Below are 23,497 nucleotides of genomic sequence, written 5' to 3' on the forward strand. Positions count from 1 at the left end.
ATCAGATCACCGCCGGATTCCGCAATTCCTCGAGCTGCAGTTCCGCTTCGCGCAACCGTTCCTTCGCGCGCCCGCCATGCGCCGTATCCACCGACGCACGTTTCATCGATTCAATCGTTTTCCCCAACCAGCTCCGCGCCAACCGGCGGTGCTCTGCCTTCGGTAACGGCCCACCCACCGTGGCCAGCCGCGAATGCGTTTTCCCGAGCTGCAGATACACCAGCCCCTCGTAGTACTGCGTCTCCGGCAATTCGCGATCGGCACTCGGGTTCTGATTGCGAAGTAATGTTTCTGCGACCGCAAGGCGCGACAGCGCCTCCCGCGGTTCATCGATTGCAAGCAGGGCGGCCGATACCTGTCCCAACGCATGCGCCGCGGCGATCGGCGCCTCGAAATCGCCTGGATCCGCGGCACGGAACGCATCGAACCTTCGATACGCTTCCTCGAACAACGGCAGGGCTTCCCGGGGCTGATCTAACTTCAGCCGCGCCGAGGCCAGCGCCATCGCCGTGTACGCTTGTGCCCGCGACAGATCGCCGTTGTTTGGATCCGCATCGGACATCTCACGCCACATCGCAAGCCCGTCCGTGAGATATCGCGCGCCTTCCTCGTAGCGCTCGGTACGCTCGATGAGCGTGTACCCCATGCGATGGTGACTCAAGGCCAGATTACGCCGCGCCCGAATGTCATTGGGCTCGGCGGCCAGCAGCGCGCGATAGTGTGCCGCGGCCTCGAGCATCAATTCGAGGCCGTTTTCGAGATGGCCGAGCGACACGCAGTGCCAGCCATAAGAGAGATACGCGTTACCGAGCCCGCGACGATCGTCCACGGTCGCATCCGGCGCATTCGCGAGCGTTGAGGCGATCTGAGTGATCTCCCGAAAATGCTCGGTCGCAGCCGCCGGCTCATTGCCGACCATCAGCAGTTCCGCAAGCTTCCCATGCGCGCGAAGCAAGTCTCGTTGCAACTCAACGTTATTGCCTTCCGCCGCAAGCAACGACTCGCGCGTCCGAATGGCAATCCGATAGTTTGCGATGGCGCCATCGGTATCGCCCATGTTGGCGCCACCCAAGCGGCCTTGGATGTCACCAATCTTCTCGTACGCACTCGCAAGATCGTGCCTGACCATCGGGTTATCGCTGGTCTCTTCCTTGGCGAGCTCCGATAAATGTTTCAGCGACGTATCGATCAATAGCTTCCGCGCCGTAATCGACCCCGGCAGATTCTCGATCGCGCCGTGCACCTCCGTCATATAACTATGCGCGAACTTCCGAACGATCTCGAAGTGACGCGCGGCACGCCAGCGTTCCACGTCGGCAAGATGCGCCAGCCACAGCGTGGTTGCAATTCCGCCCGTCATCGCAAGCACAAACAACGCGATCGCCGCCGTTGCGAGCCGATTGCGCAGCACGAACTTCTTGGCCCGATACGCCGCGCCATCGCTGTGCGCTCGAACCGGAAACCCCCGCAGATAACTCAACAAATCTTCCGAGAGCTGCTCGACCGACCCGTAGCGATCCTCCGGCGACTTCGCGATGGCCTTCAAGATGATGCTGTCGAGATCACCTTCGAGATGCCGCGCGAACTGACGGTAGCTCTCACCCGCGCGACGCGCCGTGACACTCGGCCGCTCCGGCACAACCTCGCACAGCTCTTTGATCTCCTCCGGCATCAACGCGCTGCGCATATGAAAGGGCAGACGTCCTGCGAGCAAGCGATAGAGCAACACGCCGAGTGAGTACACATCGCTTGCGGTCGTGATGGGCTCACCGAGCAGTTGCTCGGGACTCGCATAGTCCGGGGTCAGCGCAATGTAGCCGCTCGTGAAGCGATCGCCGCCGAGCCCGCCGACGCCCCCCAACGCCGGCGGCGGATTCAGCAACTTCGCGATCCCGAAGTCGAGCAGCTTCAGCACGCCGCGCTCGGTCACGAGCACGTTGTTACATTTTAAGTCCCCATGCACCATCAAGTGTTGATGCACGTAGTGCACAGCCCCGCACAGCGTGCGAACGAGATCGACCCGCTCGCGAATCCCGAGCTTGCGCTGCTCGCAGTACACATCGATCGGCTGTCCCTGGATGTACTCCATGACCAGATACGGCATGCCGTTCTCGGTCGTGCCGCCATCGACCAGGTGCGCGATGTGCGGATGATTCAGCTGCGCGAGGATTTGTCGCTCGGCCCGGAACCGTCGCAACAACGATTCCGAATCAAACCCGTGCCGTAAAAACTTGATTGCGACGTCTTTCTGATACTGATTATCGTCGCGAACCGCGCGATACACCTCGCTCATGCCACCGCGTTCGACTTCGCCGACGATCCGATACGGTCCGAAGCGACGACCGATCCAGTCGATGGGGGCCGAGGCGAGTCCCGCACGCTGAGCGGCGGGGCGTTCGATGAAGCTATCGGAACTCTCGTGCGCCTTCAGCAGTGCTTCGACATCGCGACGAAGCGCGACATCGTCTTCGCACGCCCGACGGATGAAGAGCTCACGCTCGCGCGCGGGCAGTTCCACCGCGGAAGTAAACACATCTTTGGCTCGGCGCCATTGCTCGGAGCGCATCAATGATTCTTTCCCAGCTCACAACGCAACCAGGCGCGGGCGTGCATCCACTCGCGTTTGACGGTGGCGTCCGAGATGCCCATGGCATCCGCGGTTTGTTCGATGGTGAGGCCGCCGAAGTAGCGCATCTCGACGATCTGCGCCTGGCGCGGATCGATCTCCTCGAGGCGTTGAAGCGCTTCATCGATCGCCGAGACATCTTCCTGGGTATGGCCATCCAGATGTTGAAGCGCGGTGGGCGTCGTGCGATCGAGCGGCAACCCGTCTTCCTCGGCCGATCCCGCCACCAGCTGATCGAGGCTGACCGGACGCGCGCCACCGCCGCGTTTATCTGCCAAGCGAGCGCGAGCGTGATCGACCAGAATCCCGCGCATGAGCCGGGAGGCCAAGGCAAAGAAATGTGAGCGTCCCTGCCAATCGACCGCCTGCTGATCGACGAGTCGTGCGAACGCCTCGTGTACGAGCGCGGTTTTCTGGATGGTGTGATCGGCCCGTTCGCGCCGTAGATAGCCTTGCGCGAGTCGGCGAAGGTCGTCGTAGAGCAGGGCGGTCAAGCGTGCCAAGGCATGCTCATCGCCCTGGTGCCATTGTACTAACAGCTGAGTGACTGGCTGAGTGTCGGTATTGTCGGTGTGGCTCATGCTGAGTATCGGCCCTGATCTCGGCTGAGCGACGGAGATTATCCCCCTTCCATGCCGTTGAACCTTGGCAGCAAGGGCATAGGCGATACTCCGGTGGCCGGATGCGACCACCGGAGCCTGTCGAGCGATAAAGCGTTAGCTGCGATCGGCCGCCTTGCGGCCGACCTCGATGGTCTTGAAGCCCGCCTCCCCCCAGTTCATCACGAACACGCTGAAGCCTTGGCGCATGCGCATTTCGATCTGATCCGGGGTGGTGGGAATGCCGCAGGGAACCTTGAATTCCTTGCAGGCGGACAGCACCGATTGAATCGCTCCTTCCCAAGCCTGTTCATCGACCACGCGCTTGCCATCGGCGCCGGTGGTGGAGAACACCTGACGCAGCGTGCCCGCGCCCGGCCACAGCACGCCGATGCCTTTGACGGCGGCGATGTCGCGGACGTGCTTCAAGCCTTCCTTGCTTTCGACCACGACCCAGTTGATCAATTCGCCGTTCGGGTTCAACGGCCACAGATCGGCCTTGGCGCGATACTGCTTTTCGTTCAAGCCCCAGTACTTCGGGGCCGAGCCCACCGAGTCCGCACGCGTGCCGCCCTGAGACGGATAACGCATCGCTGCGATCCCGCGCTTCACTTCCTCGGGACTCTCGACCCCGACGAACATGATGCCGCTCACGCCGAGATCCAACTGCTGACCGATGTGCTTGGCGGCGAGCTCCGGATCGGGTGCGATCTCGTGGATCTTCACGATCATCGGATAGGCGATGTGGGGGTAGGGCTTTTTGTCGAGATGATGTTCGGCGTTGAGCGCCTTTGCGAAGTCGGTGAAGACCGGCAGCGTCTCATCGAATTTGTACTCCATGCTGCCATCGAAAACGAAATCGGAGAGCTTGTAGCTCACGGTTTCTTTCGCAAGCTCCGCCGGTGATTTCTTTGGGCTGGGCGCATCGGCCGCGGCGCCCGGCGGCTTGCGATTGCTCGGCGCGTACAGCCCCATCACAGGCTTGCCTTGCTCGATCAATCCGATCACGGGATTCAAGCGTTGTGTCGGTGCATCGGCGAGCGTCGAGCTCGCCACGAGCGCGAGGCCGACGACGGATGCGGCTCGCAAGCAGTTGGAAATCGTTTGGGCCATCGACGTGGAAGGCATGATCTTAAAATCCCCCGAACGAACGCGCGCGTTCGTGATGACATGGGTGTCGGTTATCGATGAGCGCACCACTCGTGTGCGCTCGTCTTCAAAGTAGCGCGTCGTCGCGCTCGACTTCAACCGCTTTGAATACGACTTCCCTGTGGCGAAAACGCCGCGCGCGAGTGCTCCCTGCAAAGGGGCGCAAACTAATGTCGTCAACTTGCGCCTTTGCGCTCGATTCATGCTGCGACCCCGAGTGCCGGTACACATTATCAGTAAATTCCTGCGACCCGACGCGCGTAGGATGTCCCGCGAAATGAGGCATCAGGCGAGCTCAAAGCCGGCTGCTTCATCTACGTGACTCATCAGCTGCGAGCTCGCCGGAGTTCTCCGATGCAAGCGACGCAGGAGAATAATTTTCCTAAAAGGGGGAATATGACGATGAACGATCGAAGCGCAGCACGTTCGGGCGAGCGCCCGGTGTCGGCAGCCGTGAGACGGGCATTGGGACCGGCGAGCGCGTTGCTCGCGCTGACCAGTTTCGTTGCATTCAACGCAATGGCGCAGGAGACCGCCGAGCAGGTTGCTCAGGCCGGTCCGTCGCCTGCGCCTCAAACCGATACGGGCGCGACCTCCGCACCGGCGGGTAGCGATACGCTCGAAGCGATCACCGTGACCGGTTCGCGCATCGCGCGTGCCGACGGTTATGAAGCACCGACGCCGGTGTCCGTGCTGGGCGCGGAAGATTTGAACAAGATGGCGACGACGACGATCGCCGACTCCGTGAACCGCTTGCCCGCGTTCACGAACAGCCAGACGCCGCGTAATCGCTCCTCGAACATCAGCTCCGGCACCGCCGGCACGAACCTCTTGAACCTGCGCGGCTTGGGTGCCAACCGCACGCTGGTGCTCCAGGACGGCAAGCGCATGGTCGGCTCCTCGATTGCCACCGGCACGCTGTCGGGCGCGGTGGACGTCAACATGATCCCAAGCGGCCTCGTGCAGCGAGTGGACGTGGTGACGGGCGGCGCCTCGGCGGTGTATGGCTCGGACGCGCTCGCGGGCGTGGTGAACTTCGTTCTGGATAAGGACTTCACCGGCGTCAAGACCAACGTCGATTACGGCATGACCTCGGCGGGCGATGGCGAGAACTACAAGTTCACCGTCACCGCAGGCACGAAGCTTGCTGATGATCGTCTGCACCTGTTGTTCAGCGGCGAGTACGCCAACGACGAAGGCATCATCGGCAACGATCGCAGCTGGGCGGATGATTCGTTCCAGTTGATGACCAACCCGAACGCCTCGCAGGCGGGCCAGCCTTCGCTGCTCACGGTGCATAACGCGGGTGTCGCGAACGGCACGTACGGCGGTCTGACGTTGAGCTGTCAGCGCATCACCCCGTACGTCGATCTCGTGACCGGCCAGCCGGGCAATCGGCTCGCAACCATGCCCGGCGCGTGCGGCCTGCGTGGCACGCAGTTCGTGACCGGCGGTGAGGCGATCCCGTTCCAGTTCGGTAATCTCGTGAACGGTCCGACCATGTCGGGTGGCGATTGGGAAGCCTCGCGCGTCGATCGCGCGACGACCATCGCTCTGCCGCTCGAGCGTAAGACGCTGTTCGGCCGCGCAAGCTACGACTTGACCGATAACGTCACGGCCTTCGTCGACTTGCAGTATGGCAAGACCTGGTCGCACAACGAGCAGGTGGTGCCGATCCTGAACAACGGCGGCAGCGTGTTCGTCTATCAGGACAACGCGTTCCTCTCGCAGGATATCCGGAACGTGATGGCAGCCAACAACATCGACGCCATCGAAATCGGCACGTTCAACGGCGACATGCACTACCTGCAGGGTATCAACGAGCGTGAGATGAAGCGCGGCGTGCTCGGCTTCGAAGGCAACTTCGATCTGGGCGGCAAAGAGTGGAACTGGGATGCGTCCTACGTCCATGGCGAGCAGAACATCGTCTCCTGGACGCCGACCAACCGCGTCAACTCGCGCTATCTCGCGGCGATCAACTCCCGCGTCGATACGGCCACCGGCAACATCGTTTGCGGCGCGCGTGATCGCTTCCTGAACATCGTCGTCGATCCGGCGTGCCGTGCCTACAACCCGATGGGTCTGGGCGTGAACTCGCCGCAAGCCATCGACTACGTCACCGAAACCGGTCACTCGGATATCACGCTGAAGCAGCAGGTCATCGCGGCCAGCATGAGCGGCGAGCCGTTCGAGAACTGGGCCGGCCCCGTCTCGACCGCCTTCGGTGTCGAGCATCGCAAGGAGTCGGCGGACGGCTCGGTGAGCGCGCTGGACCAGGCGAGCGCGTTCTTCGCAGGTAACTACAAGGCGACGGTGGGTGAGTACACCGTGAACGAAGGTTTCTTCGAAACCGTCGTGCCTTTGTTGAAGGACGTGCCGGGCGCCGATGTGCTCGACTTCAACGGTGCCGTTCGTTACACGGACTACAGCGAGTCTGGCGCCGTGACCACCTGGAAGGCGGGCCTCGTGTGGTCGCCGCTCGAGGACATGCGCTTCCGCGTCACCAAGTCGCGTGACATTCGCGCGCCGGGCTTGGGCGAGCTGTTCAACAAGGGCGCCGGTGGCACGGGTAACAACACGGACCTCGCGCCGGGCATGGTGGATGCACAGGGTCGGCAGCTGCAATATTTCATGCAGAGCCAGACCATCGGCAACCGGAATCTCAAGCCCGAAGAAGCCGACACGACGGGTATCGGCGTGGTGCTGACGCCGCGCTTCCTGCCGGGCTTCACCATGTCTGTGGACTACTACAAGATCGAAGTCGACGGCACGATCTACGCGCGCAGCACGCGTGAAATCATCGAGGGTTGCTACAACAACGCCGATGCGCAGCTGTGCTCGCAGATCCATCGCAATGACGCGGGCTTCATCGATGTGGTCACGAGCTACCCCGAAAACATCGTGGGTGAGACGGCGAGCGGCATCGACGTGGATGCCACGTACCGTCTGCCGGTCGGCCCTGGCGACCTGACGCTGCGTGCGATGGGCACGTTCGTCGATAAGTTGGAGACGACCACCGCGACCGGTCTCAAGATCGATGGCAAGGGCGTGAACTCGGACGATGCGGGCATTGGCCTCGGTGCCAACCTCTCGGGTCCGAAGTATCGCTTCCTGCTCTCGGCAGGTTACGACTGGAATCCGGTGTCCGTGACGTTGACGATGCGCGGGATCAGCTCGGGTGTGTACAACAACGCCTTCTATGAGTGCCAGATCGGCAGCTGCCCGACCTCGGCGGAGCTCACGGCGATGGGTTACACCAACTCGATCAACGATAACCACATCGCATCGGCTCACTACTTCGACCTGGGCGTGAACTACAAGCTCGAGGATCTGGGTGAGGTGTACTTCGTGGTTGAGAACCTGACCAATGAGGATCCGGCGAAGGTTGCGGGTGGCCGCGGCGCGGGCTTCTATCAGGGTCAGTCGAACGTGACGCTGTACGATCGCTTCGGAACCATGTTCCACGGCGGCGTGCGCTTCAAGTTCTAAAAACACCAAGTAAGAAACGCGAGCGGGGCGGGCCCAACGCAGGCCCGCCCCCTTGGGGGATGACGATGAGAGTAGCGACCGTGCTCGCGCCCATCATGCTGGCATTGGCCGGGACGCTCGTGTCTGCCATCGCCAGCGCCGACGCGCCCGTCGAGCCGCCGCATTCGGCGGATATTTCCAAACGCAATCTCACACCCAAAGATTTCCCACGCTGGCAACAGCTCGAAGCCAACGTGTATGCCTATGAAGGGCTGCATTCCCCGGACAAGCAGGGCTCGATCGTCAACACGGTCAGCCTGATCGTGGTCACGGGCGATGGCGTCGTGGTCGTGGACGGGCAGGGCGATGTGGCCCAAACCCAGCTCATGATCGAGAACATCAAGAAGTTAACCTCCGAGCCCATTAAATATGTGGTGATCGCCTCCGATCACACGGACCACGTCGGCGGCAATGCCGCCTTCAAAGCGGCCTATCCCAACGTGGTCTTCATCGCATCCCCAGCCTCGAAACAGCACCTGGCGAAAGATCCCAATCCGCCAACGATGCTGGTCTCCGAGCAGCGATCGCTGCGGCTCGGGGCCGCCCAAATCGAAATTCTGAATCTGGGTCGTGCCCACACCGGCGGCGACCTGGTCGCCTGGCTGCCCCAGGTCGGTGTGCTGTTCCTGGGTGAAATCTATTTAAGAGATGTCTTCCCGGCGATGCGCTCTGCCTATCCTACCGAGTGGCTGGCCACGATCCGAAAGTCGGTGTATTTGAATGCCACCTGGGTGATTCCGGGGCATGGATTCATCGACGATGCGCCCATCATGAAGCGCGAGTTGGACGAGGCGAGGCAGGCCTTGGCTTATGTCATCGAGGAGGCGAAACGCTTGCGTGCTGCGGGCTACGCCTGCGAATCTGCCGCGAACTGCCCGGCCGCGGACCATGCGAACTGGGGCCCTTATAAGGACTGGGCTCTGCGCAGTTCGCAGGCGCCGCTCGCCATCGCTCGGGTCTACCTCGAGCTCGACGGCAAGCTGCCGGAGACCTGAAGGGGTGCGCACCGCTCTGTGGAACTCCAGCCCCGGGAATGCGGTCCAACGCGCGCCAGCTGACAGCCTCGTAATGTGCCTCCGAAATCCAGGGTAAACGCCTGACACCGGACGGAAAATTTCCATATTCGCGGTCAAAAAAACAAAGTTCATGTAGCGCCTTAGGCGTACATTCTGACTAGCAGATAGAACAGGTCTAGCTCGAGCACTGAACTGGATACCGTTCCATCGCTGATGATTGAGAGGGGGACGTTGAGTGAAGTCATGTATCCGTGCGATGGGCACCGTGGCCCTGACCAGCCTGCTGTTGGCCGGCTGTGCGAGCAAGGACGAGCCCGAGAATCCAGGCACGCCGCCGCGCGTGCGTATCATCACCACCCAGCAGTATTTGAATACGGTCGCGAACGTGTTCGGCTCGAGCGTGAGCATGGACATGAAGTTCCCGCCGCTGCGTCGAACGGATGGTCTGCTCTCGAACGGCGCCGCGTTGGCCGGCGTAACCGCGGGCAAGATCGAAACGTTCCAGCGTGCCGCGAGCAGCATCGCCGCCCAAGTCGTCGCGCCCGAGCGTCGTAACTACCTCATTCCGTGCACGCCCGCCGATGAGAAGAAATCCGATCCCGAGTGCGCCAAACAGTTCTTCGCGCAGACCGGCCGTCTCCTGCATCGTCAGAAGCTCAGCGATGAGCAGCTCAACAAGTACGTGACGGAAGCCAATCAGGCGGCCGATCAGCTGAAAGACTTCTACGCCGGCGTCGAGCTCACGCTGGAATCGATGCTGATCAGCCCCGATGTGCTCTTCATCGTCGAGTCGAGCGATGAGAAGCCGAACAAGCAGGGCACCCGTAAGCTCGATGCGTATTCGCTCGCCTCGCGCTTGTCCTTCTTCCTGTGGAACGCCGGTCCCGATGACATGGTGCTCACCGCCGCCGAGAAGGGCGATCTCGACAGCGAGCGGGGCATGCAGAAGGTTGTGGACGCGATGCTCGAGAGCCCGCGCTTGGAGGACGGCATGCGCGCGTTCTTCGATGACATGCTGGGCTTCGATGACTTCGATGCGCTCTCGAAGGATCCGACGGTGTATCCGTTCTTCACGGGAGCAACGGCCGCCGATGCACGCGAGCAGACGATGCGCACGATCGTCGATCACCTGATTCACAAGCAGGAGGACTATCGCGAGCTGTACACGACGCGCGAGACCTTCATGTCGCCGGCGCTCGCGCCGCTGTATCAAATCCCGGCCTCGCGAGGCTGGACGGAATATACGTTCCCCGAGGACAGCCCGCGTCAGGGGCTCTTGACTCAGGTGAGCTTCGTCGCGCTTCGTGCCCACCCGGGCCGCAGCTCGCCGACGCTGCGGGGACGCGCGCTGCGCGAACGCATCCTGTGCCAGGTCGTGCCGCCGCCGCCGCCGAACGTGGACTTCGGCAAGTTGAACAACCCGGACGCGCACTACAAGACCCAGCGTGAGCGCGTCGCCGTGCACCTGGAAGATCCTGCGTGCGCCGGCTGCCACAAGATCACCGACCCGATGGGCCTCGCGCTCGAGAGCTTCGATGGCGCGGGCCGCTTCCGTACGGCGGAGAACGGCGCGACCATCGACACGAACGGCGAGCTCGATGGTGTGCACTTCACCGATGTCGTGGGCTTAGGCAAAGCGCTGCATGACAATCCGGCGCTGCCGAGCTGCCTCGTCGATCGTCTCTACAGCTACGGCTCGGGCGGCGCGGCCAAGCCCTCTGACCGGCCGCTGCTCAAGTACTACACGGCCGAGTTCCAGAAAGCCGGCTACAAGCTCCCCGATGTGTTGCGCACGATCGTGATGTCCGATGCCTTCCAGCACGTGACGGAGGCGAAGAAGGTGAACACGAGCGAAGGCCGCGCGCCGACCGAGGAAATCGTCATCGAAGAGACGTTGCCGATGGTGCCGCCTGCGACCACGACCACGGTCGACGCCACGACGCCTGCGACGCAAGTACAAACGACCGCGGCCCTGACCGGCCACGACCAGCATTGATTGCGGCTTCCGGAGAGATCACACATGAGCAAGTTGACCAGACGGACAGTTTTGCGCGGTATGGTCGGTGGCGCCGCGGTGAACGTCGCGCTCCCGTTGTTGAATTGCATGCTCAACACCAATGGCACCGCGCTCGCCGATGGCAAGCCCATGCCGGTGCGCTTCGGCACCTGGGGGTGGGGCCTGGGCATGAACTCTAGCGTCTTCGTGCCGAAGAAGTACGGCGCCGATTTCGATCTGCCCGAAGAGATCAGTGCGCTCGAGCCGATCAAGAAGCACATCAACTTGATCACCAACACGCAAGCGTTCCGCGACAACTATCAGAACCTGTGTCATTACACCGGTTGGGTCATCGCCCGCACGGGCTCAGCGCCGAAGGACACCAAGGACATTCCGGGTGAGACCATCGATGTCACGATCGCGAACCAGATCGGTGGCGGCACGCGCTTCAAGTCGCTGACCGCGACCGCGACCGGCGACGTGCGTAACACCTACAGCTACGAGAACAGCAACACGCCGAACTCGCCCGAGTGGTCGCCGTTGCAGTTCTATACCCGCCTGTTCGGCCCCGACTTCCCGGATCCGAATGCCAAGACGTTCAATCCCGACCCGCGCATCATGGTGCGTCGGAGCGTGCTCTCGGGCGTGATGGATCAGACCAAGAGCCTGATGCAGACCGTGCCGGCCGATGATCGGGCGCGCTTGGATCAGTACTTCACGGGCCTGCGTCATCTGGAGCAGCAGTTCCAGCAGCGTTTGGAGAAGCCCGAGCCGATCGAGGCGTGCGTGCGCCCGGGTGAGATCACGGTCGATCCGGCCATGGGTCAGGAAGCCGAGGCCATCGCGATTCGTCACAAGATGATGACGGAGCTCTTGGTGATGGCGCTTGCGTGCGATCAGACGCGCGTCTTCAACATGGCTTACACCAACGCGAACTCCTCGACCATCAAGCCGGGCTACGAGAAGCCGCACCACACGACGACGCACGAAGAGCCGGTCGACATGCACGTCGGCTATCAGCCGACCGCCTCGTGGTTCACGCGTCGTGCGATGGAGTCGTGGGCGTACTTCGTCGATGCCTTCACCAAGGTGAAGGAGGGCAACGGCACGCTGCTCGATAACGTGTTCATCATGGCGACGACCGACCACGGTTACGCCCGTGTGCACAGCCTCGATCACATTCCGATCTTCACGGCCGGCCGCTGCGGCGGCGCTGTACGGACCGGTCTGCACATCGATGGCAAGGGCACCACGGGCTGTCGCGTCGGCTACACGGCGCTGAAGCTCATGGGCGTGGACAAGCCGTCGTGGGGCGTGAACAGCAACAACACTTCGCAGGAAGTCGGCGAGATCCTCGTATCTCGCATGAGCTAACGCGCGAGGCTTGGGGGATAGACGAGATGAATAGACTTCGATGGTTGTTGTCGGCGGCGCTCATGGTCGCCGCCGGCGCGAGCCAGACGACGCAGGCCGCAAGCGGCCCGTACTGGCAGACGAAAGACTCGAAGGATCAGGAATCGTATGTGAAGGTGCCGATGCCGCCGGGCATCCAGGTGATCGAGACCGAGCTCGAAGGCCCGGTGTTCGCAACCGCCGAGGGCAAGACGATCTACACCTGGCCGCTCGGTAATCTTCGTAACGGCAACGCGGGCGATCGTCGCAACAGCGGCGTTGCGACCTGCGATGACACGATCTACAAAGAAACGACTGGCTACATGAGCCCGTATCCGCCGGGCTTCCTGTTGCCCGAACTTGAGACGCGCAAGAGCTGCGAACAGCTGTGGCCTGCGGTGCTTGCGCCGGCGGATGCGAAGCCCGTCGGCAAATGGACGATCGCCAAGCGCAAGAACGGTCAGAGCCAGTGGGCGTACGATGGCTATCCGGTGTACACCTCGAGCCTCGATAAGAAAGCGGGCGATGTGTACGGCGGCACCAATGCGTTGAACGGCGGTGCCCAGGGCATCGTGCGTCAGCCGATTGGTCCGCCGCCCGATGTGCCGCCCGAGCTCGACGTGGTGCCGTTTCGCACCGGTCACATGATCACGACTTACAAAGGCTTCTCGGTGTATGCCTCGGACGCCGATGCGCCCGGCAAATCCAACTGCACGGGCAAGTGCTTATCGGATTGGGATCCGGTGACGGCGCCGCAGACTGCGAAGACCAAGGGCGATTGGAGCGTGGTCGAGCGCTCGCCCGGTATCAAACAATGGGCCTATCGCGGTCAGCCGCTCTACACCTACGTGCACGAGAAGAAGGCGCGTGCGGTGACGGGCAGCGACATTCCGGGCTGGCACAACGTCTATACGCAGCGTGCGTTGCTCCCGCCGGCGGAGTTCACGGTGCAGGACTCGCGCATCGGTCAGGTGCTCGCGGATAAGGAGGGCAAGACGATCTATCTGTATCAGTGCAACGACGATGCGATGGATCAGCAGACCTGCGATCACCCGGATTCCCCGCAGGTGTATCGCATGGCCATCTGCGGCAACTTCGATGCGACGGTGTGTAACGCGACCTTCCCGTACGTGAAGGCCTCGGCCGGTGCGAAGAGCGAGAGCAGCCTGTGGACGGTCGTCACGATCGATCCCAAGACGGGCAAGTGGGCAAAGCCAAGCGATGCCGGCGCCATGCAAGTGTGGGCCTATCGTGGCCGCCCCGTGTACACCTATGGCGAGGACCTGAAGGCCGGTGATGCCAATGGCGACAACTACGGCGAGTTCAACGGTCAACGCAATGGCTTCCGGGCGTTCTGGGTGCGAGACGACTATCGCAACAACAACCTCGGCCGCACGGCGAACGATCGCTGATCGGTTCGGCGAGACTAGGAGCTGATATGAAGAGCAATGCTGTTCGGATGATGAGCATCGCCGGCTCGCTGCTGGCCGCCTCGGTCACCGTGGCCTTAGGCACGGCGAGCGCGCAGCCCGCGCCGCTGCAGGAAGGCGGCGGTGCGTTGAAAGATCGCCGCATCGGTTACGTGATGACCCACAAGTATTGGGCCGTGTACGAGACTGAAGGCGCGAAGACCGAATGCCCGCAAGGCTTCAACGATGGGCCGCGCGAGCAGTTCAAGAAGCTCTACGACGATGGCAAGAAACGCAGCATCGTCGAGGCGCAGTTAAAGCGCGAAGGCGAGCAGTGGCATCCGACGACGGCGCCGGAATCGTTTGTCTTCAAAGAGGCGCAGGGCAATGTTTCTTATGGCCTGAACCTCGATGGCAAGGTCGGCCCCGAAGACTTCGTAAGCCCCGAGGGCGAGAAGGGCATCGATAATCAGCTGTATCGCGTGATCGGCTGCATCGGCCACTACCGCACCATGGGCACGATCAATCACTTCGAAAATCTGTTCATGCGCAGCTACGACGATGCCCGCATCGTCATCGAGCTCACCGAAGTGGACGATCTGAAGAATGACGATTCCGTCGTGGTCACGACCTATCGTGGCAGCGATGGGCTCTTGCAGGATGCGACCGGCGAAGGCTTCATTCCCGGCGGCACGCAGCGCGTCGATCTGCGTTGGGGCAAGGAATATGTGAGCAAGTTGAAAGGCAAGATCGTCGATGGCGTGCTCATCACCGAGCCTGCCGATCGCGTGATGTTGCCGTGGGGCGTGACGTTCGGCACCAGCGGCTATCACGTGTTCCGCGGCTTCGAATTGAAGCTGAAGCTCGATCCGGAAGCGGCCGAAGGCTTGATGGCCGGCTTCGTCGATGTGAAGGCCTTCAATCATCACCTGAATACTTCTTGGTCGACGCATCATCACAGCTACGGTCAGCTCTCCTCGCCCTCGCAGTTCAAGGCGATGAGCCGTCTCGCCGATGGCTATCCCGATCCCAAAACCGGCAAAAACACCGCGATTTCCTCGGCCGTGAAAGTGAAGTTCACGCAGGTGTATGTGCAGCAGCCGGAACAGAAGGAACTGGTGTCGCAGCAGTAAGATTGAGGGTGCGCAGGAATTTTCACACCTGCGCACCCATGCTTGCCACGATCATGCGCAGAGGCGGGTTCGAGGCGCGAATTTGGCGAAGAAATAACCGCGATGCGCTCGCTAGACTGCCCCAATACAAGTAGACAACAAACGTTGTTTAGGGGGCCGTCATGCTGCATTCACCCCGCCTGGATCGTCAGGCGGTGGCGCTCAGACCGGCGCGCAACGCGCCACTGACGCTCAGAATTCCCGAGCCCGCCGCACGTCCTGGCGAGCCGGTCAACTTCAGTAAACTGCGTCTCTCGGCGCCAGGCGCGGTGCGCCGGCCGTCGCTCGATGCCGAGCCTCGTTCCATTCACGATCTCGCCTATGAGCTGATTCGCGTGCTCGATGACGAAGGCCGCGCGGTGGGCCCGTGGGTGCCGGAGCTCTCGAGCGCGACGCTGCTCGCAGGTCTTCGCACGATGATGCTCACTCGCGTGTTCGATGAGCGCATGTATCGCGCGCAGCGTCAGGGCAAATGTTCCTTCTACGTTCGCAGCACCGGCGAGGAAGCGGTGGCGGTGGCGCAGGCCTTGGCGCTGGACAGCGCCGATATGCTCTTTGGCAGCTATCGTTCGCAGGGTCTCTTGATCGCGCGCGGTTATCCGATCCTGAAGATGATGGGGCAGGTGTATTCCAACGTGCTCGATCCGTTGCTCGGCCGGCAGATGCCGGTGATGTATTCGAGCCGCGAGCACAACTACTTCACGGTCTCCGGCAACCTAGGCACGCAGTTCATTCAAGCGGTCGGTTGGGCCATGGGCTCGGCCTTGAGTGGCGATACGCGGATCGCCGCGAGCTGGATCGGCGATGGCACGACGGCGGAAGGCGATTTCCACTATGCGCTGACGTTTGCGTCCGTCTACCGCGCGCCGGTCATTCTCAATGTCGTCAACAACCAGTGGGCGATCTCCTCGTTCCAGGGCATCGCAGGCGGCGATGAAGCGCCGTTCGCGGCCCGGGCCGTGGGCTATGGGCTGCCAGCGCTGCGTGTCGATGGCAACGATTTCCTCGCCGTGTATGCCGCGACGAAGTGGGCGGCTCAACGCGCCCGTGCCAATCAGGGCGCGACGATGATCGAGCTGTTCACCTATCGCGCCGAAGCCCATTCGACCAGCGACGATCCGAGCCGGTATCGCCCGGCGGATGAAGGCGCCAAGTGGCCGCTCGGCGATCCCATCGCGAGATTGAAGCAGCACCTGATCGTGCGCGGCGAGTGGAGCGAGGAGAAACATGCGGCGCTTCAGGAGGAAGTGACGCAGGAAGTGCGCAACATTCAGAAGGAAGCGGAGGCGAGCGGCGTGCATGGAAACAACCAAACGCCCAGCCCCAAGACGATGTTCGAAGGCGTGTTCAAGGAGCCCGATCCGCGGCTGCTGAAGCAGCGCCAGGAGGCGGGATTTTAGATCATGGCGACGATGAACATGATTCAGGCCCTGAACTCGGCCATGGTCACGATGATGACCCGCGATCCCAAGGTGGTCGTGTTCGGCGAGGACGTGGGCTACTTCGGCGGCGTGTTCCGCGCCACCGATGGATTGCAAAAGAAATTTGGCAAGCACCGTTGTTTCGATACACCGATCGCCGAGGGCGGCATCGTCGGTGCGGCCATCGGCATGGGGGCTTACGGCATGCGCCCGGTGGTGGAGATCCAGTTCGCGGATTACATCTACCCGGCATTCGATCAGCTGACCTCCGAGGCGGCGCGCATTCGGTATCGCTCCGCGGGTGATTTCAGCGTGCCCATGGTCGTGCGGACGCCATACGGCGGCGGCATCTTCGGTGGGCAGACGCACAGTCAGAGTCCGGAAGGACTGTTCACGCATGTCGTGGGCTTGAAGGTCGTGATTCCGTCGACGCCGTACGATGCGAAGGGCCTCCTGATCAGTTCGATCGAGGACGATGATCCGGTGATTTTCATGGAGCCCAAACGGCTTTACACCGGGCCTTTCGATGGTCGTCACGATATCGCGGTGAAGCCTTGGGGTTCGCATCCGGCCGCTGAGGTGCCGGAGGATTATTACCGCGTGCCTCTGGGTAAGGCGTCGATCGTGCGTCCAGGTGAGGATGTCACCATCCTTGCGTATGGCACGATGGTTCACGTCGCGCTCGCGGCGGCAGCTGAGAGTGGGGTCGATGCGGAGATCATCGATCTGCGCAGTCTGATTCCGCTCGATGTGGATACGATCATGAGCTCGGTCCATAAGACGGGCCGCTGCATCGTCGTTCACGAGGCGACCAAGACGAGCGGGTTCGGCGCGGAGCTTGCGGCGCTCGTTCAGCGCGAATGTTTCTATCAGCTGGAGTCACCGGTCGAACGGGTCACGGGTTGGGATATTCCTTATCCGCACGCGTTCGAGTGGCAGTACTTCCCAGGCCCTGCGCGCGTGGCAGCCGCCATGCGCCAGGCGATGGAGGCATAAGGCGATGGGACAGTACAGCTTCAAACTTCCCGACGTCGGCGAAGGCACGGCTGAGGCGGAGATCGGTGAGTGGCGCGTGAAAGTCGGCGATCGGGTCGAAGAGGATCAGCCGCTCGTCGATATGATGACGGACAAGGCGACGGTTGAATTGACCTCGCCGGTCGCGGGCATCGTGCAGAGTATCGCGGGCAAGGCGGGCGAGAAGGCCGCGGTGGGGTCGGTGCTCGTCGTGCTCGAGACCGCCGGCGCGGCGTCTGATCAAAACAAACAATCGGCAGCATCTCAGCAGCCCGTCGAACATGCCGCCGCCGTCGCCACTGTGGCCCAAGCGAGCGCCGAGCAGCGTCGCACCGGCACAGGTCCGGTCGCGCTGGCGACCACCTCTGGTAAACCAAACATCAGTGGCCAAGCCGCCTCCGGCGCCGCGCATGCGCTATCGCGCAGCGCGGATTCGGGAGCGGGCGGCGCTCATGGCACCGGTCACAGCGATTCCGGCGCGAGTACGAGTCGGAACGCCGACTCGAAATCGAGTGCAGCCGCAGGCGCTAGCCGTAGCGGCGACTCAGCGGCGAACGCCGTCTCCGGCTTCAGCCGCACGCAGGGCTTAGATACTCAGCCGCGTCGTGGTGAACGGCCGGCGGCGTCGCCGGCGGTGCGGCGGCGAGCGGAAGAGCTCGGCATCAAGCTGCAGTTCGTGCGCGGCACGGGCCCAACGGGGCGCATTCTGCACGCCGATCTCGACACCTATCTCGCCCAAGAATCCGGCGAGAACGGCCCCTCTCGAATCGGCCACGCCGAACTCGCGCCGGGCGGCAACCACTATCTCTACAGCAAACTCTCGGGCGGCGAAGACATCCCCGTCATCGGCCTGCGCCGGCAGATCGCCGAGCGCATGCAGGCGGCGAAACGTCACATTCCTCATTTCACGTATGTGGAAGAAGTCGACGTGACCGAGCTCGAGGAACTGCGCGCTCATTTGAACGCCACGAGAGCGAAGGATCAGCCGAAACTCACGTTACTTCCTTTCCTCATGCGTGCACTCGTCCGAGTGCTTCGTGAGTTCCCGCAAATGAATGCAACGTACGACGACGAAGCCGGCGTCATTCATCGTAGCGCCCCGGTGCACATTGGCATGGCGGTCCAAACCGCGCGTGGCCTCTTGGTCGCGGTCATCAAACACGCCGAATCCCGCGACCTCTGGGACTGCGCGAGCGAAGTGGGCCAACTCGCAACCGTCACCCGTGACGGCAAAGCCTCCCGCGAACAACTCACCGGCTCGACGATCACGATCACGAGCCTGGGTCCCTTGGGCGGCGTCTCTGCGACGCCGGTCATCAATCGTCCCGAGGTTGCGATCATCGGTCCGAACAAGATCGTCGAGCGCCCGGTCGTGCGTGACGGTCAGATCGTGATTCGCAAGATGATGAATCTGTCGTCCTCGTTCGACCATCGCGTCATCGACGGCGCCGAAGCCGCCGAGTTCATTCAACGGCTGCGCTCGGTGCTCGAGCAGCCCGCCACCATTTTCGTCCGGTGATCTCATGAGCGAAGCAATCAAGACCCGGTTGTTGGTCGTAGGCGGCGGGCCCGGGGGCTACGTCACCGCGCTTCGGGCCGCGCAGTTGGGCGTGCAGGTTACGCTCGTGGAAGCAGATCGGTTGGGCGGCACGTGCCTGATCCGCGGCTGCATACCCTCGAAGGCGATGATCCACGCGGCGGAGAAATTCACGACCGTGCGGGAGGCCGCGAAGCAGGGCGGCACGCTCGGCATTTCCTTGAGCTCCCCGCCGACCTTGAATCTCGCCGAGACCATCAAGTGGAAAGACGGCGTCGTCAATCGTCTGAACGAAGGCGTCGCAGGCTTGCTCAAGCGCGCGAAGGTGCAGGTGATCTCCGGCTGGGCGAACTTCGTCGACGCCAAGTCCTGTGTCGTGCAAACGACCGGCGGGCAGATCAGCATCACGGCCGAACATGTCGTGCTCGCGACGGGCTCGGAGCCCGTGGCATTGCCGGGCTTGCCGTTCGGTGGGCCGATCATTTCTTCGACCGAAGCGCTGGCCTTGCAGACGCTGCCTCGCAGCCTCGCTGTCATTGGCGCGGGCTACATCGGCCTCGAGCTCGGTTCTGCATTCCGGAAGATGGGCGTCGAGGTCACCATCGTCGAAGCGCAGGATCGCATCCTGCCGCTCTATGACAGCGCATTGGTGAAACCGGTCGCGCGGTGGCTCGACAAGAATGGCGTGCCGGTGCATCTGGGCGCGACCGTCATCGGCTTCGAGGCCGGCTCGTTGTTCGCGAAGACACAGGATGGCCGCTCGCTGGCATTGAAGGCCGAGCAAGTGTTGGTCACCGTCGGCCGCCGACCGCGCACGCAAGGCTGGGGCCTGGAAAATATGGGTGTCGATATGAGCGGGCGGTTCGTGCACGTTGACGATCAGTGCCGCACCTCGATGCGCAACGTGTGGGCCATCGGCGATTTGGTTGGCGAGCCCATGCTCGAGCACAAAGCGGCAGCCCAGGGCGAGATGGTCGCCGAGCTCATCGCGGGTCATCGTCGTCGCTTCGATCCGGTTGCGATCCCGGCCGTGTGCTTCACCGAGCCTGAAATCATCAGCGTGGGCTTATCGCCGAGCGATGCCGGCGCGGGTGACATCGAGGTGATCACCTCGCAATTCCCGTTCGCCGCCAACGGCCGGGCGTTGTCGATGGAAGCGGGCGAGGCGGGCGGGTTCGTCCGCATCGTGGCACGCAAGCACGATCGGCGCTTGCTGGGCATTCAAGCGGTCGGCGCGCATGTCTCCGAGCTGTCCGGCGAGTTTGCCCTCGCGCTCGAAATGGGCGCGACGCTCGAGGATGTGGCGGGAGTGATCCATGCCCATCCGACCTTGTCCGAGGCATTTTTTGAGGCGTCGCTGGCCGGTCTCGGCCACGCACTGCATGTTTAATGGCTGCTGAGGAACGTAGCGCCATGAGCAACGGCGGTCTGGACAAAATCGACTACAAGATTCTCTCGGTCCTGCAACAGGACGCATCGCTCTCGGCGGCGGAGGTCGCCGAAGCGGTCGGCCTGTCGCAGTCGCCGTGCTGGCGGCGGATTCAGCGACTCAAGGACGACGGCTACATCACCAAGATCGTGGCGCTGCTCGACCGACAGAAACTGGGCTTGCGGGCGCAGCTGTTCGTGCAGGTCAAGGTCATGAAGAACGACCGCGCGAGTTTGGCTGAGTTTTCCGAGGCGATCCGTGCGTTTCCGGAAGTCATGGAGTGCCACGTGGTGCTCGGCGTCTTCGACTTCCTATTGCGCGTGGTGGCCAAAGACATGGACGCCTACGAGACCTTCTACTTCGAAAAACTCTCCCGCGTGCCGCACATTCTCGAGGTCACCTCCTATGTCGCGGCCTCGGAAATAAAAACCACGACTGCCTGGCCGTTGCATATCTAGCAACGAACTTTTCCTTGAACCGCAACACCGCCGCGCCTTGCGCGGCGGGCGTGTTCGTCCAATTGCTGAAACCTTCTTCATAAATTCCCTAGAACGTCGTTAGCGTCTTGCAACTGTCGCTGTTTGCGTGCATCACTACGCCACCAAAGTCGCCGAGGTTGATAAGTAAACGCAACGAACACGCCCACCGCGGAAAATCGTCCTAAGACATGCCTTGTGGAAGGTAGCGCCCGACCAGCACATACGGGCACGCCGAGAGTATTGAGAGGGGGAATGATGGAAGGTCTGGACAAGATCGATCTGAAAATCTTGCGTGCGCTTCAGGAGGACGCCTCGCACTCAGCCGCCGAAATCGCAGACTCGGTCGGGCTGTCACAATCGCCGTGTTACCGGCGCATCCAACGCCTGAAGGAAGAAGGCTACATCACGAGAATCGTGGCGATGCTCGATCGCCGCAAGCTGAACCTGCTCACGCAACTGTTCGTGCAGGTGAAGGTCATCCGCAACGACCAGCAGAGCCTGCAGGAATTCACCGAATACATTCGTAGCTTCCCCGAAGTGCTCGAATGTCACGTGATCCTCGGGGCCTATGATTTCCTGCTGCGCGTGGTCGTGCGCGACATGGAAGCTTACGAGAAGTTTTATTTCGGCAAGCTCTCCACCGTGCCCAACATCCGCGAGGTGAATTCTTTCGTGGCTGCCTGGGAAGTGAAGTCGACGACCTCGCTGCCGCTGAAGATCTGAAAGGACGCATGCGCGCCGCCGCCAGCTCCGTGCCTCACGCATACATCATGCGCAAGGCGCGAGCTGGGGACGCATTTCCGCGAAGTTCCTGTCCTGCCGCAGGAGTAGGCTTTTCCCGGTAATGAACGGTACCGCTCGACGGTACCGTCGCAGTAGCCTGCAAGGGCCTGCAGCCTGCAAGGGCCTGCAGCCTGCAAGGCGCACAAAGCAACATGCTTTAGGGGGATTTATGAGTAAGAATCGAGCCGGGAAGATTTTCGGTAGCTCATTGCTCGCGATGGGCATTCTTGCAGTGAGCCTGACGGCGCACGGCGAAGAGGTGAAAGTCACGCTCACGGGCGCCGAAGAAGTGCCTGCCGTGACGACGCAAGCGAAGGGCGAGGGCACGATCACGATCGCCAAGGACGGATCGGTCACCGGCCTCGTGAAGACCACAGGTATCGAAGGCGTCGCCGCTCACATCCATCTGGCAGAAGCCGGCAAGAACGGACCGCCCGTGATCACGCTCACCAAGGGGGCCGACGGTGCCTGGTCGACGCCTGAAGGCGCGAAGCTCACCGAAGAGCAATACAAGGCCTTCAAGGCCGGCCAGCTTTACGTCAACGTCCATAGCGCCGCTCACAAGGGCGGTGAGATCCGGGCCCAGTTGAAACCGTAACCGCCAGGCGCCGGACCTAAATAACAAATGACGACATTGAACTGTGCAGGCGGCCGACGCTCACGCGTCGCCGCCACCTGGGTAACGCTCGGTCTCACATTCGGTGTGGGCTTCGTTGCAGCTCTTTCGATTGCGGATGACACCAAGGCGGACAGCACCGCCGCAAGCCCGGGCGATCAAGGCAACTCGCTCGTCGAGCGCGGTCGCTATCTCGCCCGCGCCGGCAACTGCGTGAGCTGTCACACCGCGCCCGGCGGAAAGGCGTTTGCCGGCGGCCTCGCCTTCGAGACGCCGTTTGGAAAGCTCTATTCAACGAATATCACGCCCGATCCGGACACCGGCATCGGTAAATGGACGGAAGCGCAGTTCGCTCGTGCCGTGCGCGAAGGCGTGCGGGCCGACGGCGCGCATCTGTACCCCGCGTTCCCCTATACCGCTTACACGAAGCTCACCGATGAGGACGTGGCAGCGTTGTATGCGTACCTGAAGATCGTGAAGCCGGTGAACAACAAGGCACCGGAGAACGAGATGGGCTTCCCGTTCAACCAGCGCTGGGCGCTCGGCCTCTGGAAGACGATGTTCTTCGACGAAGGCCGCTTCCAGCCCAACGCCGCGCAATCGCCTGAGTGGAATCGTGGCGCGTATCTCGTCGAAGGTCTCGGTCACTGCTCGGCTTGTCACTCGCCCCGTAATTTCATGGGCGCGGAGAAGACCAGCATGGCGTATACCGGCGGTGAATACACCGACAAGGTCATGACGGGCGATGTGCGTCCGTGGTCGGCCCCGAATCTCACCAATGCGAAGAACGGTCTTGCGCCCTGGCCGGTCGAAGAGGTCGCCGCCTATTTGAAGACCGGCCGCAATTCGTTCAGCGAAACGCATGGACCGATGAACGAAGTCATCATGAACAGCACGCGTCACCTGACGGAGGCGGACACGCTGGCCATGGCCACGTATCTGAAGAGCCTGCCTGCGAACGAAGGCAACGTCGGCAAGCCCGCCGGCGAAGCTGTGATGAAGTCAGGGCAAGCGCTCTACAACCTTCACTGCGGCACCTGCCATCAGCCCACCGGTCTCGGCGCGTTGAGCGGGGATGCCGGCGCGAAACTGGTCGGCAATCCGATGGTGCAGGCGAGCAATCCGGCCTCGCTCATCAACGTCATTCTCTACGGGCCGCATCTTGCGAAGCTGCCGGAACCCAAGCGCTGGAAGGACATGCCGGGTAACTTCGGCGAGAAACTCGCCGATGAAGAAGTCGCGCACATTGCAAGCTATATGCGCAACGCCTGGGGCAATGTCGGTGGCGAAGTGACCGAAGCGCAAGTGGCCAAGCAGCGCTAGGGACTTGC

At 62.1% G+C, this 23,497-nt stretch carries 17 protein-coding genes; 14 read left to right on the forward strand and 3 right to left on the reverse strand.

What is annotated here, in order from left to right:
- Nucleotide 1: 1 nt before the first annotated feature.
- From ACFPN2_RS21640 to ACFPN2_RS21650, 3 genes are all read right to left on the reverse strand, one after another.
- A complete protein-coding gene (locus ACFPN2_RS21640) occupies nucleotides 2–2,566 on the reverse strand; it encodes a protein kinase domain-containing protein (RefSeq protein ID WP_380600474.1) in 2,565 nt (854 codons plus the stop codon).
- Complete coding sequence (locus ACFPN2_RS21645; RefSeq protein WP_380600476.1) at nucleotides 2,566–3,207, reverse strand: sigma-70 family RNA polymerase sigma factor; 642 nt, start codon at nucleotides 3,205–3,207, stop codon at nucleotides 2,566–2,568. The genes ACFPN2_RS21640 and ACFPN2_RS21645 overlap by 1 nt, the downstream gene beginning before the upstream one ends.
- Nucleotides 3,208–3,342: 135 nt before the next feature.
- Nucleotides 3,343–4,353: an aldolase/citrate lyase family protein gene (locus ACFPN2_RS21650; protein WP_380600478.1), complete on the reverse strand. Its 1,011-nt coding sequence runs from the start codon at nucleotides 4,351–4,353 to the stop codon at nucleotides 3,343–3,345.
- A gap of 423 nt (nucleotides 4,354–4,776) precedes the next feature.
- Here ACFPN2_RS21650 and ACFPN2_RS21655 point away from each other — a divergent pair, with 423 nt between their 5' ends.
- From ACFPN2_RS21655 to ACFPN2_RS21720, 14 genes are all read left to right on the forward strand, one after another.
- Nucleotides 4,777–7,863, forward strand: a complete 3,087-nt coding sequence (locus ACFPN2_RS21655; RefSeq protein ID WP_380600480.1) for a TonB-dependent receptor plug domain-containing protein — start codon at nucleotides 4,777–4,779, stop codon at nucleotides 7,861–7,863.
- 65 nt (nucleotides 7,864–7,928) lie between these two features.
- A complete protein-coding gene (locus ACFPN2_RS21660) occupies nucleotides 7,929–8,897 on the forward strand; it encodes an MBL fold metallo-hydrolase (protein ID WP_380600482.1) in 969 nt (322 codons plus the stop codon).
- Nucleotides 8,898–9,153: 256 nt separating this feature from the next.
- A complete protein-coding gene (locus tag ACFPN2_RS21665; RefSeq protein ID WP_380600484.1) occupies nucleotides 9,154–10,914 on the forward strand; it encodes a DUF1588 domain-containing protein in 1,761 nt (586 codons plus the stop codon).
- A 24-nt stretch (nucleotides 10,915–10,938) separates the two neighbouring features.
- Nucleotides 10,939–12,288, forward strand: a complete 1,350-nt coding sequence (locus tag ACFPN2_RS21670; RefSeq protein ID WP_380600486.1) for a DUF1552 domain-containing protein — start codon at nucleotides 10,939–10,941, stop codon at nucleotides 12,286–12,288.
- Nucleotides 12,289–12,314: 26 nt separating this feature from the next.
- Nucleotides 12,315–13,718, forward strand: coding sequence for a COG4315 family predicted lipoprotein (locus ACFPN2_RS21675; protein WP_380600488.1), 1,404 nt, complete (start codon nucleotides 12,315–12,317; stop codon nucleotides 13,716–13,718).
- A gap of 26 nt (nucleotides 13,719–13,744) precedes the next feature.
- A complete protein-coding gene (locus ACFPN2_RS21680; protein WP_380600490.1) occupies nucleotides 13,745–14,848 on the forward strand; it encodes a hypothetical protein in 1,104 nt (367 codons plus the stop codon).
- A gap of 161 nt (nucleotides 14,849–15,009) precedes the next feature.
- Nucleotides 15,010–16,287, forward strand: a complete 1,278-nt coding sequence (locus ACFPN2_RS21685; RefSeq protein ID WP_380600492.1) for a thiamine pyrophosphate-dependent enzyme — start codon at nucleotides 15,010–15,012, stop codon at nucleotides 16,285–16,287.
- A gap of 3 nt (nucleotides 16,288–16,290) precedes the next feature.
- On the forward strand, nucleotides 16,291–17,304 hold the full coding sequence (locus ACFPN2_RS21690; RefSeq protein WP_380600494.1) for an alpha-ketoacid dehydrogenase subunit beta: 1,014 nt from the start codon (nucleotides 16,291–16,293) through the stop codon (nucleotides 17,302–17,304).
- A gap of 4 nt (nucleotides 17,305–17,308) precedes the next feature.
- On the forward strand, nucleotides 17,309–18,841 hold the full coding sequence (locus ACFPN2_RS21695; RefSeq protein ID WP_380600496.1) for a dihydrolipoamide acetyltransferase family protein: 1,533 nt from the start codon (nucleotides 17,309–17,311) through the stop codon (nucleotides 18,839–18,841).
- Nucleotides 18,842–18,845: 4 nt separating this feature from the next.
- Nucleotides 18,846–20,249 carry a dihydrolipoyl dehydrogenase gene (gene lpdA / locus ACFPN2_RS21700; RefSeq protein ID WP_380600498.1) on the forward strand — a complete coding sequence of 468 codons (1,404 nt, stop codon included), beginning with the start codon at nucleotides 18,846–18,848 and terminating at the stop codon, nucleotides 20,247–20,249.
- Between the two features lie 23 nt (nucleotides 20,250–20,272).
- Nucleotides 20,273–20,746, forward strand: coding sequence for an Lrp/AsnC family transcriptional regulator (locus ACFPN2_RS21705; protein WP_380600500.1), 474 nt, complete (start codon nucleotides 20,273–20,275; stop codon nucleotides 20,744–20,746).
- 273 nt (nucleotides 20,747–21,019) lie between these two features.
- Nucleotides 21,020–21,490: an Lrp/AsnC family transcriptional regulator gene (locus tag ACFPN2_RS21710; RefSeq protein WP_116811970.1), complete on the forward strand. Its 471-nt coding sequence runs from the start codon at nucleotides 21,020–21,022 to the stop codon at nucleotides 21,488–21,490.
- Nucleotides 21,491–21,719: 229 nt separating this feature from the next.
- Complete coding sequence (locus ACFPN2_RS21715; RefSeq protein ID WP_380600502.1) at nucleotides 21,720–22,148, forward strand: CHRD domain-containing protein; 429 nt, start codon at nucleotides 21,720–21,722, stop codon at nucleotides 22,146–22,148.
- 27 nt (nucleotides 22,149–22,175) lie between these two features.
- A complete protein-coding gene (locus tag ACFPN2_RS21720) occupies nucleotides 22,176–23,489 on the forward strand; it encodes a c-type cytochrome (protein ID WP_380600504.1) in 1,314 nt (437 codons plus the stop codon).
- Nucleotides 23,490–23,497 lie beyond the last annotated feature (8 nt).

Source organism: Steroidobacter flavus, from assembly GCF_042651805.1.
Lineage (GTDB): Bacteria > Pseudomonadota > Gammaproteobacteria > Steroidobacterales > Steroidobacteraceae > Steroidobacter > Steroidobacter flavus.